The sequence below is a fragment of the Microbulbifer mixtoriginis (SeqCode) genome (genome assembly GCF_052466865.1).
Genome location: NZ_CP174293.1, coordinates 266,711 through 282,407, shown reverse-complemented (window position 1 = coordinate 282,407; position 15,697 = coordinate 266,711). Strand labels below are relative to the sequence as shown.

The window sequence follows — 15,697 nt, the reverse complement described above, 5'->3', positions numbered from 1 at the left end:
CCCCTAATTATTTATTTTATTTACTTTTATAAAATTGGTAGCAGTAAAAAACCAAAGAAAAAATAAAGCTGTAGCCATAGCAAACCATTGAATCGCATAAGCGATATGTCGATCCACGCTGCTATTTACTAATTGCCAATCAGTTATGAATGCTGAGTCTGAGTCAGCACTTAACCTAACGATCCAGTTGTTATTACTGAGCGTCATATTTTGAACAATTTCTTTATTAACAATCTGTATTCTACGATTTATTATTTTTTCTTTAGTCTCTATAGATTTTAAGTTTTCAACCGGGTATAAAAACCCATTGATTTTTATCTTATTTTTAGGGTAATTAACTTCAGGCATTACATCCCGGCTAGCTGAAAATGGAATCCAGCCTCGATTTATTAGCCATCTCTGTTCATCAGATATAAAGACTTGAAGAACCTCATACCCTACCTTTCCAGTGCGAGTTCGATTATCCAATAAGAAATATTCATCAGAATAATTTCCATCAAATTTTACAGGCAGAAATCTTTTTAAATTCGTAACTAAATGTAGATTTTCTGGTTGGGATGACAATCTTGAATTGATTTCTAAATCTATGATTCTCTTATCATCAGCTCTACCGAGCTGCCAAAATCCCAACAACACAAAAACTGGAATAAACCCAAAAGAAAACAGGGTGATCGACCAGTTACGAATCAATGATACACTGGTATTATCTGAAGAAACTGATGGTATCTCTACTGTCATGTGCTACTACATAAAATAATGGAAAATAATTATATGTGGCTCAAAATCGTTATAGTCGTTCTTTTTCTCGCGATACTGGTGAGCCTATCCAGTGCTTTATTTTTTCTACTGCGAGATATGGGTGCTCCCCAGTCTAAACGTACTCTTTATGCTTTAGGTATACGGATTTCTCTTGCCGCACTTCTTTTATTAGCCATCTGGTATGGCTTCGAAAGCGGCATTTTGGCTAATACTGCCCCCTGGACAGATAAATATTAGTTTATATCGCCTCAAGTTAATTCAACCTGAGGCGAATCCTATGTACTTATAAATTATGCACCTAGCACATATACAAAAATAAATAAGCCAACCCAGACAACATCTACAAAATGCCAGTACCAGCTTGCTGCTTCAAAGCCAAAATGATCATTAGGTTTGAAATGATGTGCGATTACAGAACGTAACAACATTATGAGCAGCATTATCGTTCCCAGAGTTACATGAGCTCCATGGAAACCCGTCAACATGAAAAAAGTTGTGCCATAAATGCCTGACTCTAAAGTGAGTCCAAGATGTTGATAGGCTTCATAGTATTCTTGCGCCTGAAGATATAAAAATATGAAACCTAGTAGAACAGTTCCTCCCAACCACAGATTAAATTTCCCACGCTCCCCTTTTTTAAGAAACACATGAGCGAAATGTACGGTAACGCTGGAAGATAAAAGAATTATTGTATTCCAAAGAGGTAAATGCCATGGATCAATAACATCTTTAGGTCCTATAAATTGTGCTGTATCGCCATGAGCTGCTGCATCCGGAGTCACATAGAGAGGCCAAGTATTCTCAAACCCCTCCCACAACATGTTGGATATTCCATTATCGCCTTCTCCAGCTAACCAAGGAACAGAGAAATTTCTTATGTAGTATAGGGCCCCAAAAAATGCAGCAAAAAACATAACCTCAGAGAAAATAAACCATCCCATTCCCCAGACATAAGATCTCTTTAACTGTTCACTGTTCAGACCAGCCATATTTTCTCTGATTACCGCTGCAAACCAGAACCATAAGACTGCTGCCAAAGCCAGCGCACCGGTAAAGAAAATATAGGAGCTACCACCATTGATCCAATTCGCAGCACCAAAGGCAATTAAAAACAAACCTATAGTGGCAAATATCGGCAGCTTGGATTGTTCTGGAACATAATAACTGCTTTCACTAGCCATGAATTTTATCCCTCTCGCTCGGGCTCGTTATTTTTTTCGATATTTTTAGAAATTCTTTCCGTAACATCGAACAGCGTGTAGGAAAGGGTTATGGTATTTACACTGTTAGGAATCTCGGGATCAACGATAAATCGCAATGGTAACTCTGCCTGTTCACCCGCTTTTAAAATTTGCTGATTGAAGCAAAAACATTCAGTTTTATGAAAGTATTCCGCGGCTTTAAAAGGAACCAAGCTGGGAATGGCCTGACCGATCATATCCCTTCCAGTAGGATTAAAAGCGATAAAAACGGTATCCATAACCTCACCTGGATGGACTTCCACCGACATTACACTGGGAGAAAACTTCCAAGGCATATTGTCGTTATTACTCGCAATAAACTGAACGGTGATAGACCTGCTGGTATCGATAGCAGCAGGGACCGCTTCGTAACGCCCGCCAGTTTTACCATTCAAACCAGTAATCTCGCAAAAAGCATCATAAAGTGGTGGCATCACGAATATGGCGAACACCAGCATGCTGGCGGCAAGCGCCAGCAATTTCGCAGAAACTTTCGTATTTTCGCTAAATTTCATCGGCACAAGAACCAGAAATTAACGAATAACCGGAGGGGTACTAAAGGTGTGATAGGGAGCCGGTGATGGCACCGTCCATTCCAACCCCTCCGGGTTATCCCATACTTTATCAGTGGCTTTTTTACCACCCATGACTGTACGTACCACATTAAAGAGGAATACCACCTGAGCCGCACCGAAAAGAAATGCCCCCATACTGGCCATCTGATTAAAGTCAGCGAATTGTAGTGCGTAGTCTGGAATTCTTCTGGGCATACCCGCCAGACCGACAAAATGCATCGGGAAAAAGGTTAAATTCAATCCGATGAAAGCTAACCAGAAATGCACTTTCCCCATAGTTTCGTTGTACATATTCCCTGTCCACTTGGGCAACCAGTAATAAACCCCTGCCGTAATGGAAAAAATAGCCCCAGGAACCAGTACGTAATGGAAATGGGCAACTACAAAGTAGGTATCATGATACTGGAAATCCGCTGGGGCAATGGCCAACATCAATCCTGAGAATCCGCCAATGGCAAACAGAATAATAAAAGCTATAGCGAACAACATGGGGGTTTCAAATGTCATGGAGCCTCTAAACATGGTAGAAACCCAATTAAAAATTTTCACACCCGTGGGTACTGAAATCAGCATGGTGGCATACATAAAGAACAGCTCGCCGGCTATAGGCATACCCACTGTAAACATATGGTGAGCCCACACAATCATGCTGAGGAATGCAATGGCAGCTGTGGCATAAACCATAGAACTATATCCAAATAGTGGTTTACGCGTAAAAGTGGGAATGATCGCCGAAATAATACCGAATGCAGGCAAGATCATGATGTATACCTCTGGGTGCCCAAAGAACCAGAAAACATGCTGGAATAGAACTGGGTCACCACCACCTGCAGCACTGAAGAAACTGGTACCAAAGTGGATATCCATCAGCATCATCGTCACTACACCAGCTAGTACTGGCATCACTGCGATTAGAAGATAAGCAGTGATCAACCAGGTCCAGACGAAAAGTGGCATTTTCATTAAAGTCATGCCTGGAGCACGCATATTCAGAATGGTCGCTATGATATTAATGGCTCCCATAATGGAAGATGCACCCAGAATATGAATGGAAAATATAAAAAACGTGACGCTCGGTGGTGCATATTCTGTCGACAAGGGGGCATAGAATGTCCAACCAAAGTTAGGTGCTCCCCCCTCCATAAATAAGGTCGATGCCAACATTGCAAAACCGAAAGGTAAAATCCAAAAGCTCCAATTATTCATCCGTGGTAATGCCATATCCGGAGCGCCGATCATCATCGGTACCATCCAGTTTGCTAGCCCGACAAATGCCGGCATTACCGCCCCAAAGACCATGATTAACCCATGCATGGTCGTCATTTGATTAAAAAATTCTGGCTGTACGATTTGTAGCCCAGGCTCGAAAAGCTCAGCTCGTATAATGAGTGCCATACAGCCACCCAGGAAAAACATTGCAAAGCTGAACCAAAGATACAAAGTACCAATATCTTTGTGATTTGTGGTATATAGCCAGCGTTTCAAGCCAGATTGAGGTCCGTGTGCCATGTTAAAATCCCCTAGCGCTTACTGCTTATTCTTAAAATTAAGGATATCAACGGGCTGAACCGTATCGCCCATTTCATTACCAAAGGCATTGCGTTGATAAGTTATCACTGCGGCTATATCCACCTCAGATAACTGTTCTCCAAATGCTTGCATGGCAGGGTTTACCTGTGATCCATCAATGACTATGTCAAGATGGGTATTCAGGGGACCTGTCGCAATTTTTGATCCGGCAATCGCTGGAAATACGCCGGGAACCCCTTTTCCATTTGGCTGATGACAGGCTGCACACATGCTGTTGTAGACTTTTTCCCCTTGTGCAAAAAGCTCATCAAAAGTAAAAGTTTTTCCCGTAAGCTCGCGCATTTTTACTGCAGAAGCAACTCGCCCATCCAGCCAAGCGTTGTACTCTTCTTGGGGAACAGCTTTTACCACGATCGGCATAAATCCATGATCTTTGCCACAGAGTTCTGCACATTGCCCACGATAAATTCCAGGCTCTTCAATACGTGTCCAGGATTCATTAATGAAACCTGGAATAGCATCTTTTTTTACAGCTAAGTCAGGTACCCACCAAGCATGAATCACATCATTGGCAGTAATTAAGAATCGAATTTTTTTCTTAATAGGAACAACCAAGGGTTCATCAACTTCCAATAGATAGTTTGGGCTTTTTGGCTGTTCGTTATTAATTTGGCTGCGTGGGGTTGAGAGATTTGAGAAAAAAGTAACATCCGAACCAATGTAGTCGTATTTCCACTTCCACTGATACCCCGTAATCATGATATCTAGATCCGCTTTATCGGTATCATAGATCTCATAGAGGGTTTTGGTCGCAGGAATAGCCATGAGAATCAAAATGACAGTGGGAATTATTGTCCACACCAGCTCCACAGCTGTACTTTCATGAAACTGTGCAGCCTTGTACCCCTTACTCTTACGATGACGCCACATACTGTAAAACATGACACCAAATACAAGAGCACCAATGGCTACACAAATCCAGAAAATCAGCATGTGTAATTCATAGGTCGTTTGGGCAACTTCTGTCACCCCTTTGGGCATATTGACCCCCCAGCGCTCAACAGCCTGCTCTTCCGCCAGTACGGATTGGACAGATAGCGAAGCGGCCAGCAAGGCGAACAGCCGATCAAAGCCTCTCAACATCGCCTACAGATCTCCGTGGTTGCGGGTTTCCTTCGAAAACCCGAATTTTATTTTTGGCCGCCGGCCTTCACGGATAGCTGAAATAGCCCTGTCTATATACTGTTACAGGGTTAAATCCACTCAATAATTTTGGACATACTGTAGTAACACAAGACTACATACACTGGACGAGGTGACATCCCCGCATTACTGCCGTCAGTGCAACTTGTTATTTTAGTAAAAAAATTTTTACTTCAGATGTCGTCGCCCGGAAGGTACAACCAACAACCTGTGTTTCTTTATTTGTCGCAACTACTGCAGGTACAACAGGAACATATTGTCAATGAAAAGTCAATCAGGCCTTATAGCGATAAATTATGCTCAAACCAGCTTCCTGCATAGGAAATTTCAAATAAATTTAATCATTATTTGATGATATAACTCCTATTTTGCAATAAGCTCAAGTTCTGTTGTCCCGGGACGATTAATTTGTATTAAAAAGATTATTTGCGTTGTGCATTCACACAGACTCTCCACTTCAGTACCACTTTATTGCTTGTATAAAATTGCTCTCCTTTATTGCTCCCTTCTGTCCAATCCTGCCTTCAACAATCATCAAATTGAACAATAAGGTATAATCGACAGCTTAGTAACAGTAGATTTATGCGCCAAAACGATACTAATCCCTCTTAAAATACATCAGACAAAACTCCAAACTGATACGTTTTTTTTCTTACAGTTATTAATCATAAGTAGCCCCTATGAAGTACCTAACAATTGATTCAAGAAGCATGAGTCGGGTTTGGAATCTTGCCTGGCCTATGATTCTTAGTAATATTTCAGTTCCTTTACTTGGGGCAGTAGATACCGCAATTCTCGGTCACCTTTCTTCGGCCGTTTACCTCTCTGGAGTAGCCATTGGCGCAAGTGTTATGACAATGCTGCTTTGGGCCTTCGGTTTTCTTCGCATGGGCACCACTGGTGTCGTTGCACGCAGTCAAGATGGTGGTGTTGAATGGTTGCTAAGAGCAGTACTATTGGCAATGGCATTAGGGATACTACTTCAGATTATTACCTATCCTTTGCTAGACAATATTGTTGGTTGGATGAATGCCAGTAGTGCAGCCAGCCCACATGCAGTGGCTTATTTACAGATTCGTCTGATAAGTGCTCCTCTTGCACTAGTTAACTTTGCCATACTGGGTTTCTTTATAGGCCGACAGGATAGCCGGGCTCCACTATATATTTTGCTAGCAGCAAATATACTCAATATCCTTTTGGATTTTCTTTTTATTCTCGGTCTTGGTTTAGGGGCAAAAGGCGCTGCGATAGCCACAGTTTGTTCTGATACTTTCGCCTTATTGATGGGATTGTTTTTACTTAAGCGTGTTAATCCTAAAATTTGGAAAGCATTAAAAAAGTGTCTTCAAACCCCTCAATTTCAGCCATGGATAGAGTGGAAGCCTTGGCTTGAGATACTGCAAATCAATACAGATTTATTTATTCGAACCTGCCTGCTGTTATTAACATTTACATTCTTTACTGCTCAAGGGGCCGCCCAAGGAGACTCCACCCTTGCAGCCAATGCAATATTATTACAACTATTAATGATGACTTCTTACGCGCTGGATGGCTTTGCCCATGCAACTGAGGCATTAGTAGGTGAATCAATAGGAAAAAAATCAAAAAAACTATTTCAGGAAATAGTTAATGCCGCAGGCATTTGGGCTTTAGGAAGTGCACTCTTTATTACTCTATTGTTGATATTTTGTCAGCCAATAATAATAAAGTTGTTTACAGATCTCTCTAGTGTGATCCAGCAAGTAAATAACGTTTATTGGTGGCTTTGCGCTCTGCCGCTATTAGCCGTATGGAGTTACCAACTTGATGGTGTTTTTATTGGCGCCGGAAAAAGCCGACAAATGCGCAATACTATGTTTATAGCTACTATTCTAATTTTTTTCCCAAGCTGGTGGTTAACTCGAGATTGGGGAAACCATGGCATATGGTTTAGTCTTTTTTTGTGGATTGGCGCACGATCTTTAGGGCTTGTTGCTTACTTTCGATACTACACTGTAACCGACACATGGATTAAGAAATAATTTAATACTTTTATAAATTAAGTTTTAGAGGGTTTCTGGCTTGTAATAAGCTGAATTATTCAGCTGAATACAGAATAGAGTAGTATGATACTGAATTTATATCGGAGATGATGTACAACAATTGATTAGATTGAAAACCATTAGAAGATCAATGTCTAATAAATTTTTTTAGGGATTTTGTTGATCTATGAAACTCATGGTTTCAGGAAATAAAAATAATAATCTCAGGATGACAAATATTGAGCGGGAACAATAATGTATTAATACCCGCTCACGATTTTTTAAAATCCCAAAGCTCTTATCTGCTTACTGACCAAAATCTGAGTGTAGTTGGAAAAGAACTCACTTTCTCCTTGTAAAATTGCTCGATTCAAAATATCAATTTTGCTTCTTAGAGAGCGATCATAAAAATAAAGACTGCCACTACGCACAGTGTAAGCTTTCGGGTTTTCGGCCATCAACTTATAAAAGGTTGATAATCTTTCAAGATATACATTGGCATTATTAAGTGAAAAATTCCCTTTCTGATAATAGTCCAGAACTTCTGTGTTTATTTGTTTTTGAATAAATTCTTTTTCTTCATCAGAAAATCTATAAACTTTCATCTGAGTACTTATATCACTGCGTAAATCTTTCAGGTATCTATCCGCTGCCTGTGCTGACTCTCTCAGTGCACCAATAGTTTTCTTACGTTTTCTCAGTGACTTTCTACTTTTAAACGTAGCAGCATCTGACATTTCAAATGAAGCGAGGTCGGCTAGCGGTCTGAAAATAGTAATATGTTGTAAATTGCTATTTCTTGTTAATTTATTACAGATATCGACAGCATACTCCCATTTCTTAAAGGATTTTCCCTCTAAAATCTTTTCCGGTAGCCCTTCGACACTCTCATTAAGTGATCGCTGCTGTTGCAGAACAAAGCCTGGATTCTTGTGCCAATCATTTGCCTGTAAACGAAATAGGCTGAGAAGTCCTTGGTTGACGCAACTGGCCAATAGATGTGAGGTCTGCTCCAGTTGCTGTTTCTGAATTTTTCGATAATGATTTAGGCCGTACAAGCCAGCAATAATTGCAATGGCAAGCACGGCTATAACTACAATTGCCTTTTTCACTACTTATTTTTTTTTGTAGGTTGAATAAATTTTACCGGTTCTTCACTCGCCTCTTTTCTCTGCCCGGTACTAACCCGGGTTAATAGCTCAGAAGGCGCGGACTGCAGGCGTATTTCATCTTTAAATCCGCAGGAAACACACTCACGAAAATTTTTTCCATCCTCCTGGTAATTGACTATACGATCCATCTCGCTACAGCGTGGGCAAACAGCGCCAGCAATAAATCGTTTTTTGGATTTTTTGGAATGCCCACCGGAATTTTCCTCATCGACCATAGTTACTGCTCAACATGCATGACTTAACGGCCTTTTCAGGCCGGGCTGATATTTAATTCAAGCTGCTCAATACCTGAGTGACGCAATAGTGCATCAACATCGGGTTTTCTACCTCGGAATTCTACAAACAGGTCTAAAGCATCCCGGCTGCCACCCTGTTCGAGGATAGAATGCAAAAAACTCTCGCCAGTAGCACTGTCAAAAATACCCTTTTCTTCAAATAGTGAAAAGGCGTCTGCTGAGAGCACCTCTGCCCACTTATAGCTGTAATATCCTGCAGCGTAGCCACCGGCAAAAATATGGCTAAAACCATGCTGGAAGCGATTTTCTTTAGCCACGGGAACTACAGCCACCTCGGTGCGTACCTCTGACATTAGCTGCTGAATTTTCTGCGTATCCATCACTTCTTCACTGGCGTGAAGTCGAAAATCAAAAATTGCAAACTCCAGTTGTCGCACAGTGAACATAGCGGACTGGAAATTCTTTGCCGCAAGCATTTTTTCTAGTAATTCTGCAGGCAACGGCTCTCCAGTTTGGTAATGAGAAGAGATCATGGCGATCGCCTCAGGTTGCCAACACCAATTTTCCAGGAACTGGCTGGGCATTTCTACCGCATCCCAGGCCACACCATTGATACCCGAAACCGCAGCTATAGCAATTTGCGTTAGCATGTGATGCAGGCCATGGCCAAACTCGTGAAACAAGGTAGTGACTTCGTAATGTGTTAGCAGAGAGGGCATATCTCCCACTGCGGGGCTAAAGTTACACACCAAATAAGCGATAGGCAGCTGCAAGCCCTCTTCACCTTGGCGACGTGTGGCAACAGTATCCATCCAGGCACCCCCACGCTTTTTCTCTCGCGCGAAGGCATCCAGATAAAAGCCCGCAATACGTTCACCATTGCGATAAAGCCAGAAAAACTGTACATCTTTATGCCAGGTTTCCACAGTAGTGTCTTCCTGCACAGCAACTCCAAAGAGCTTTTCCACTACGGCGAATAAACCTTCCAGAACCTTGGCATAAGGGAAGTAAGGGCGTAGCTCTTCCTGGCTAATGGCATAACGCTGCTGCTTGAGTTTTTCCGCAACCCAAGCAATATCCCAAGGTTGAAGCTCTTCTAACTTATACTCTTCGCTGGCAAATACGCGTAATTCAGCCATCTCCCGCTCGGCTGCGGGCTTGGCTCTCTTCGCCAGGTCATTGAGAAACTCCAATACGCCTTCGCAATCTGGCGCCATTTTACTGGCCAGAGATAACTCGGCGTAATTAGCCATTCCCAATAGCTGGGCCTGCTCTGCGCGAAGTGCCAAGATAGATTCCATCACTTCTGAATTGTCGAATTCTCCAGCGTTGGGCCCAACCTCAGAGGCACGGCTCACAAATGCGGTATGCACCAACCGGCGCAACTCTCGGTTCTCCGCATGAGTCATTACCGCCAAATAGCTCGGACCCTCTAGGGTGATCAACCAACCACTTTTGCCTTTTGTGTTTGCCGCACTTTTCGCCGCCGCTATAGCGGTTTCCGGCAAGCCAATTAAATCTGCCTCATCTTCCGTATGCCAGGTCCAGGCATTGGTAGCATCCAAAACATTGTTGGCGAACTGGCTGGAAAGTTCAGCCAGGCGCTTGCTATTGGCTGCAAAGCGCTCCCGAGCTTCACCCTCCAGGCCGACCCCACTTAATTCGAAATCCCGTAAACCCAACTCTACAGATTTCTTTTGCGGCTGCGGCCAGCTCACAAATTCAGGCGATGCCGCCAGCTGTTGATACACCTCGTACAATTCGCGGTTTTGCCCCTGCTCAGTCCAATAGGCTGTTACCTGAACAAGCGCCGCTTCATAGGGCGCTCGCCATTCACCACTCAGTACACTGTTGAGATGACTGATCGGAGAGAAGGCCCGGTTGAGCTGATCCTGAACCTGTTCAAGTGGCTGCAAGGTGCTCTCCCAGCCAGGGTTCTCTAAGCCTCTTTGTAACTGCCCTTGGCAGTCTCCGATGAGTTTTGCAATTGCAGGCTCAACCTGCTCGGGCTGCAGCTGGGTGAACGGTGGCAGAAGAGGGAGATTCAACAATGGATTGGACATACGGGACCCTGTGCTCGAAATAGGATACAGCTATGATAGAGGATTCATTGTACAGGAGCTTCTTTATGTCCCCACTGCGCAGCCACAACGATTCTGCGAGCGAGAAATCCCCGCAACTTGGCCATCGTGTTTTTGTTGACCCACAGTCAGCTGTGATTGGCGATGTCACTCTGGGTGATGATTGCTCCGTATGGCCCATGGCGGTGGTGCGCGGGGATATGCATCGAATTCAGATAGGTGCCCGTACCAGTGTCCAAGACAGTGCAGTATTACATATCACCCATGCGGGGCCGTTTAATCCCGAGGGGTGGCCACTGACAATCGGCGAAGACGTCACAATTGGCCACAAGGCCTGCCTGCATGGCTGTAGCATCGGTAACCGGATTTTGATCGGTATCGGCGCCATAGTACTCGACGGTGCGGTTATAGAAGACGAGGTCGTTTTAGCAGCCGGCGCGTTGGTACCACCAGGCAAAACCTTGGAGAGCGGTTATCTCTATGTGGGTTCCCCCTGCCGCAAAGCCCGCCCGTTATCCGACAAGGAAAAGGCGTTTTTTAGCTACTCTGCGCAAAATTATGTGAATCTGAAGGATCAATATCTGCGCCAGGATATTGAATAACTCATCGCCGGGCGATTCGACACTCATGCTCAATCTGAATACTGATCAATTGCATACTTTTGTACGCGCCTGCGAGCTGGACTCTTTCTCCGCTGTTGCCCGCGAACAGGGGCGTGCTCAATCCTCGGTAAGTGCCTGTATTCAGAATCTTGAGCTGGACCTGGGACTCGCCCTTTTCGACCGTAGCGGAAAATTCCCACACCCCACAGCTGCGGCCATGGCCCTGTTGCCGCTTGCCCGCCAAGCGCTGGGGCAGCTGCAGCGTTTTCAGCAGGCCGCGGACTCCTACCAGCGCGGCGAGGAACCCGTGCTGCGTATCCTGTTTGAGGAGTTGGTGATGCCCGATCGCCTCAACGATGTACTGGCAAGCTTCAGCCAGCGTTTTGCCCACACCCAGCTGCAACTGCGCAGTTCCAGTCATCATCAGGCAGTGCAAAGTATCGCCAAAGGTGAAGCCGATTTTGCGTTTGTGACAAGCGGCGGCAGCTACCCGGGCGCACTAGAGTTCAACACACTCGGACGCCAACAAATTCTCTGCCTGGCCACACCGGACCATCCACTGGCGCATCAGCAGCCTAGCTCTCTGCGTGAGGCCGCGCGCCACCGGCAAATAATCGCAGCCATGGAGGAGGGCCAACAACGCTGGCAGCTCTCGTCGCAGGTCTGGGTCTGCGATTCCCTGCTACAGGCCCTGGATCTGGCCTGCAAAGGCATAGGCTGGGTCAACGCGCCCTATGAGTTGGCTCGCCCTTTCCTGAAGAGTGGAAAACTGGTGGAGCTGAAACTCACCAGCGCACTGAGCGCCTGGAGTCTGGATGTCGACCTGTTGTGGTCGGCAAAAACAGCTCAAGGCAAAGCCGGCCTTTGGTTCGCCCGGGAAGCTCGGCGTCTATACGGTAATTATTACAGCCCACCTATCGAGAAATCCGATAGTTATTAATTTTTATCTAACAGCAATACCGATAAAACTTGGCTGCAGGACCGAGGAGGTCCGACTTTCTATCACCGGCAATAGGAGCCATAGAGATGACAGAACAGCAGCAGCTGCAAGAAATGGATGCCTTCTCCAAGAAATATCGCTACGACATGGAGTATCTAAAAGAGTTTTTACGCTCGTCTCCAGAGGGCTTTGAAAAATTTGTACAGTTCCAGCCCCTGTCGATGCACCGGGAATTCTTACCGCTGGAGGTTTTTTGGGTGAGCAAACTGGCCGCCATGCAGGTGGCGGACTGCGGTGCCTGCCTGCAATTGAATGTGCGCATGGCGTTGGAAGCCAATGTCGCTCCGCAACTGGTAAAGGCCTGCATTCAGGGCGGCAGTAATTTACCGGAGCCTCTCAAGGATATTTTTGACTTTGCCACTGCGCTGGCCAGTTACAAAAACATTGATCCGTTGTTAGGCCAGCGTATCTCTGAGCAGCTGGATAAAAAACAGCGAATCGAGCTGGGCGTCAGCGTCGCCACCGCCTCTGTATATCCCACCATCAAGAGAGCTATGGGCCACACCCAGAGCTGTAGCCTTATCGAAATTGAGTTTGAGGCCTGATTGGAGCAGCCGCCGCAGTCACTTGCGGCGGTGCCTAACTGGCCTCAGTTACTTTACTTACCCTGTAGTCGCAGCAGCGCGGATGCGGCAATACCGCCAATAGCACAGGCGAGAACGATCACTAGCGGAGTCATAGTTCCCAGCACAAAAGCGCCATAGTCATAGCCACGCTGGGGCAGGAGGTAGAACAGCAAGAAAGCGGCAGGTAGCAGTGATAATAAAGCACCGCGCAATAGCCAAGCATTGCGCCAGGGGAGCAAGAACAACAGACCGCAGAGCCCACCCCAAACGATACGCTGGTATAGATAAGCGTTACTGAGGTGCGGTGCCAAGTCTACCCCCAACCAGCGGGTAAACCCGTAGCTGCCCATAGCCCACAGACCCAGGGCATAACAAAGGCCGCCGAAACAACCCACCGCAAAGCACATAGAGAGATTACGCAACCACTCGCGCACAACCAGCATCCTCTTAATTTTTGTTGTTATAACTTCAGCCGCATTAGTCAGGCTGTTAGTGTTCGCCGCAACTGCGCCAACACCGGCTCAACACGGGGCTTCACCCCGCGCCATAAATAGAAGGCTTCCGCGGCCTGCCCCACCAGCATGCCGAGACCATCGGCTGCTTCAACCCCCAGTTCACGGGCCCAGTGTACAAAAGGCGTCGGCTTTGCACCGTAGACCATGTCATAGGCCCGACCAGTGCTTGTAAAAAGGTGTTCAGGCAGGGGGGGCAACTGGTTACCCAGGCTCGCCGAACTGGCATTGATAACCAGATCAAAACCTCCACACAGCTGATCCAGTCCGCCTGCAGTCATAGCCCCATAGTGGGAAAACTCATCTGCTAACTGACAGGCTTTAGCGGCGGTGCGGTTAGCGATATGTAGCTGTGAGGGATGCTCAGCCAGCAGCGGCAATAGGGCTCCGCGGGCGGCGCCACCGGCCCCCAGAAGTAACACCCGCTTATCCTGAATTGTCCAACCCAGATTGTTGCGGATATCTGAAACCAAGCCGGCGCCATCGGTATTGTCGCCCAGCAGATTTCCACTCTCTCCGTATACCAGGGTGTTCACCGCACCGGCAGCGGCCGCGCGCTCGGTAAGCGCATCAGCCAGCTCGCAAGCTTCAAGCTTAAATGGCACTGTCACATTGAGGCCGCGCCCACCCTCGGCAAAAAAGGTTTGTACCGACTCAGTAAAACGATCGAGAGGGGCAAGTATCTTTTCGTATACCAGGTCCTCGCCGGTCTGGGCGGCAAAGGCGGCGTGAATTTGTGGAGACAGGGAGTGGTCGACGGGATTGCCTACCACTGCATAGCGGTCACTCACGACTGGGCCCTCTTGCGCGCCCTGACCGCCTCGCGGATCTTGGCACTTTCATCGACGAGTACTAAAGCGTCGACTTTAAGGCCCTGCTCGGTATCAGTGAGCAGGTAACGTGTGTGTGAACTGTAGAGTTCGAGGGTCTTATCGTCTTCTTCTCTGTGATGTAACAGGGTCCAGCGTACACTGGCCAAGCTGCTGTAATCATTCAATTCGATGATTTCAGTGACAGTGCCGAGTATCTGGCATACCTCCAGGCGCTTATAAGCGTTGAGCAGCTTCTCAACCTGCTGCACGAAGGCGCCGCGATCTACCGCCAGTTTGTTGCCATCTTCACGGTAATAATGCAGAGGAAAACGGTAATAGTCCGCTATCTGTTCCGCATCCCCGGTCTCAAAGTGACGCCTGTAATCCAAAAATAGCGAGTTGATGGCTTCCAATCGCGTTTGTTGCACAGCGAACCTCCGTAGTGCGTGACCTGGGGTTATACCCAGTCCCTATGCGGCAGAAAATCCGTGTAGAGTTTTTCCTCCGCCGAACCTGCTTCTGGGTGCCAGTCGTATTTCCAACTCACCAGCGAGGGCAATGACATAAGGATAGATTCGGTGCGCCCACCGCTCTGCAGGCCAAACAAGGTGCCGCGATCGAATACCAGGTTAAATTCCACATAACGGCCGCGGCGGTAAAGCTGGAAATCCCGCTCGCGTTCGCCGTAAGACGTATCCTTGCGCTTTTGAATAATGGGCAGATAAGCATCCAAATAACTATCACCCACGGCGCGAGTTAGGGCAAAGGCGTTTTCAAAACCACCTTCGTTAAAATCATCGAAGAAAAGGCCGCCTACTCCGCGGGCCTCATCGCGATGCTTCAGGTAAAAATACTTGTCACACCACTGCTTGAAGCGCGGATAGATCTCTTCACCAAAGGGCGCACAGGCGCTCTTTGCAGTATTGTGCCAATGCACCACATCCTCTTCGAAACCGTAGTAAGGAGTGAGGTCATAGCCCCCACCAAACCACCAGATCGGCTCGGCGCCAGGCTTTTTGGCCACGAACAGGCGCACGTTGGCATGACTTGTGGGTACATAGGGGTTGCGCGGGTGGATCACCAAAGAAACCCCCATCGCTTCGAAAGAGCAGCCAGCCAACTCTGGGCGGCTGGCCGTGGCAGAGGGCGGCAGGCCGTCACCATAGACGTGCGAGAAATTGACCCCACCTTTCTCGATTAAATTTCCCTCTTCCAACACCCGGGTTCTACCGCCCCCGCCGCCGGGCCTCTCCCAGGCGTCTTCGTGAAACTCCAGGCCGTCCTCGCTACCCAGTGCGCTGCAGATTCGATCCTGTAGATCCAGCAGGTAGCCCTTTACTTCCTTGGTATCAATATCACTCATTGGGAAACACTAACTCGTTTTAAA

At 46.5% G+C, this 15,697-nt stretch carries 17 protein-coding genes; 5 read left to right on the top strand and 12 right to left on the bottom strand.

Features of this window, described 5'->3' with window-relative positions:
• Positions 1 to 3: 3 nt before the first annotated feature.
• Complete coding sequence (locus ACJJJA_RS01315) at positions 4 to 738, bottom strand: SURF1 family protein (protein WP_444903528.1); 735 nt, start codon at positions 736 to 738, stop codon at positions 4 to 6.
• Between the two features lie 33 nt (positions 739 to 771).
• Between ACJJJA_RS01315 and ACJJJA_RS01310 the strand changes: the two genes are divergently transcribed.
• The gene (locus ACJJJA_RS01310; RefSeq protein WP_252086046.1) at positions 772 to 996 is read left to right on the top strand and encodes a DUF2909 domain-containing protein; all 225 of its coding nucleotides are present in this window, start codon (positions 772 to 774) and stop codon (positions 994 to 996) included.
• A 53-nt stretch (positions 997 to 1,049) separates the two neighbouring features.
• Here the strand turns inward: ACJJJA_RS01310 and ACJJJA_RS01305 are convergent, their stop codons facing one another.
• The 4 genes from ACJJJA_RS01305 to coxB are packed head-to-tail and all read right to left on the bottom strand — an operon-like array spanning position 1,050 to position 5,248.
• The gene (locus ACJJJA_RS01305; RefSeq protein WP_252084005.1) at positions 1,050 to 1,940 is read right to left on the bottom strand and encodes a cytochrome c oxidase subunit 3; all 891 of its coding nucleotides are present in this window, start codon (positions 1,938 to 1,940) and stop codon (positions 1,050 to 1,052) included.
• 5 nt (positions 1,941 to 1,945) lie between these two features.
• On the bottom strand, positions 1,946 to 2,515 hold the full coding sequence (locus ACJJJA_RS01300) for a cytochrome c oxidase assembly protein (RefSeq protein ID WP_444883291.1): 570 nt from the start codon (positions 2,513 to 2,515) through the stop codon (positions 1,946 to 1,948).
• Positions 2,516 to 2,533: 18 nt separating this feature from the next.
• Complete coding sequence (ctaD, locus tag ACJJJA_RS01295; RefSeq protein WP_444883290.1) at positions 2,534 to 4,084, bottom strand: cytochrome c oxidase subunit I; 1,551 nt, start codon at positions 4,082 to 4,084, stop codon at positions 2,534 to 2,536.
• A gap of 18 nt (positions 4,085 to 4,102) precedes the next feature.
• A complete protein-coding gene (gene coxB / locus ACJJJA_RS01290; protein ID WP_252084002.1) occupies positions 4,103 to 5,248 on the bottom strand; it encodes a cytochrome c oxidase subunit II in 1,146 nt (381 codons plus the stop codon).
• Between the two features lie 740 nt (positions 5,249 to 5,988).
• On the opposite strand from coxB, the gene ACJJJA_RS01285 reads away from it, so the two are divergent.
• A complete protein-coding gene (locus ACJJJA_RS01285) occupies positions 5,989 to 7,329 on the top strand; it encodes an MATE family efflux transporter (protein WP_444903527.1) in 1,341 nt (446 codons plus the stop codon).
• A gap of 281 nt (positions 7,330 to 7,610) precedes the next feature.
• Here the strand turns inward: ACJJJA_RS01285 and ACJJJA_RS01280 are convergent, their stop codons facing one another.
• Genes ACJJJA_RS01280 through ACJJJA_RS01270 form a run of 3 tightly spaced genes read right to left on the bottom strand, consistent with a single transcriptional unit; the run spans position 7,611 to position 10,800 of the window.
• On the bottom strand, positions 7,611 to 8,441 hold the full coding sequence (locus ACJJJA_RS01280; RefSeq protein WP_444883287.1) for a hypothetical protein: 831 nt from the start codon (positions 8,439 to 8,441) through the stop codon (positions 7,611 to 7,613).
• Entirely contained in the window at positions 8,441 to 8,716 is a 276-nt protein-coding gene (locus tag ACJJJA_RS01275) for a YheV family putative zinc ribbon protein (protein ID WP_444903526.1), read from the bottom strand. The genes ACJJJA_RS01280 and ACJJJA_RS01275 overlap by 1 nt, the downstream gene beginning before the upstream one ends.
• Positions 8,717 to 8,751: 35 nt before the next feature.
• Positions 8,752 to 10,800 carry a M3 family metallopeptidase gene (locus tag ACJJJA_RS01270; RefSeq protein ID WP_444903525.1) on the bottom strand — a complete coding sequence of 683 codons (2,049 nt, stop codon included), beginning with the start codon at positions 10,798 to 10,800 and terminating at the stop codon, positions 8,752 to 8,754.
• Between the two features lie 65 nt (positions 10,801 to 10,865).
• Here ACJJJA_RS01270 and ACJJJA_RS01265 point away from each other — a divergent pair, with 65 nt between their 5' ends.
• The 3 genes from ACJJJA_RS01265 to ACJJJA_RS01255 all read left to right on the top strand — a co-directional run bounded on the left by ACJJJA_RS01265 (position 10,866) and on the right by ACJJJA_RS01255 (position 12,965).
• Positions 10,866 to 11,420 (top strand): gamma carbonic anhydrase family protein, encoded by a 555-nt coding sequence (locus ACJJJA_RS01265; RefSeq protein WP_444883284.1) that lies wholly within the window; start codon positions 10,866 to 10,868, stop codon positions 11,418 to 11,420.
• Positions 11,421 to 11,445: 25 nt separating this feature from the next.
• Positions 11,446 to 12,360, top strand: coding sequence for a LysR family transcriptional regulator (locus ACJJJA_RS01260; protein ID WP_444887637.1), 915 nt, complete (start codon positions 11,446 to 11,448; stop codon positions 12,358 to 12,360).
• A gap of 86 nt (positions 12,361 to 12,446) precedes the next feature.
• The gene (locus tag ACJJJA_RS01255; protein WP_444903524.1) at positions 12,447 to 12,965 is read left to right on the top strand and encodes a hypothetical protein; all 519 of its coding nucleotides are present in this window, start codon (positions 12,447 to 12,449) and stop codon (positions 12,963 to 12,965) included.
• A 53-nt stretch (positions 12,966 to 13,018) separates the two neighbouring features.
• Here the strand turns inward: ACJJJA_RS01255 and ACJJJA_RS01250 are convergent, their stop codons facing one another.
• The 4 genes from ACJJJA_RS01250 to hemF are packed head-to-tail and all read right to left on the bottom strand — an operon-like array spanning position 13,019 to position 15,673.
• On the bottom strand, positions 13,019 to 13,429 hold the full coding sequence (locus tag ACJJJA_RS01250; RefSeq protein WP_444903523.1) for a hypothetical protein: 411 nt from the start codon (positions 13,427 to 13,429) through the stop codon (positions 13,019 to 13,021).
• Between the two features lie 38 nt (positions 13,430 to 13,467).
• On the bottom strand, positions 13,468 to 14,289 hold the full coding sequence (aroE, locus tag ACJJJA_RS01245) for a shikimate dehydrogenase (RefSeq protein ID WP_444903522.1): 822 nt from the start codon (positions 14,287 to 14,289) through the stop codon (positions 13,468 to 13,470).
• A complete protein-coding gene (locus ACJJJA_RS01240) occupies positions 14,286 to 14,738 on the bottom strand; it encodes a DUF6841 family protein (protein ID WP_444888969.1) in 453 nt (150 codons plus the stop codon). The genes aroE and ACJJJA_RS01240 overlap by 4 nt, the downstream gene beginning before the upstream one ends.
• 29 nt (positions 14,739 to 14,767) lie before the next feature.
• Positions 14,768 to 15,673 carry an oxygen-dependent coproporphyrinogen oxidase gene (hemF, locus tag ACJJJA_RS01235; protein ID WP_444883280.1) on the bottom strand — a complete coding sequence of 302 codons (906 nt, stop codon included), beginning with the start codon at positions 15,671 to 15,673 and terminating at the stop codon, positions 14,768 to 14,770.
• Positions 15,674 to 15,697: the final 24 nt, after the last annotated feature.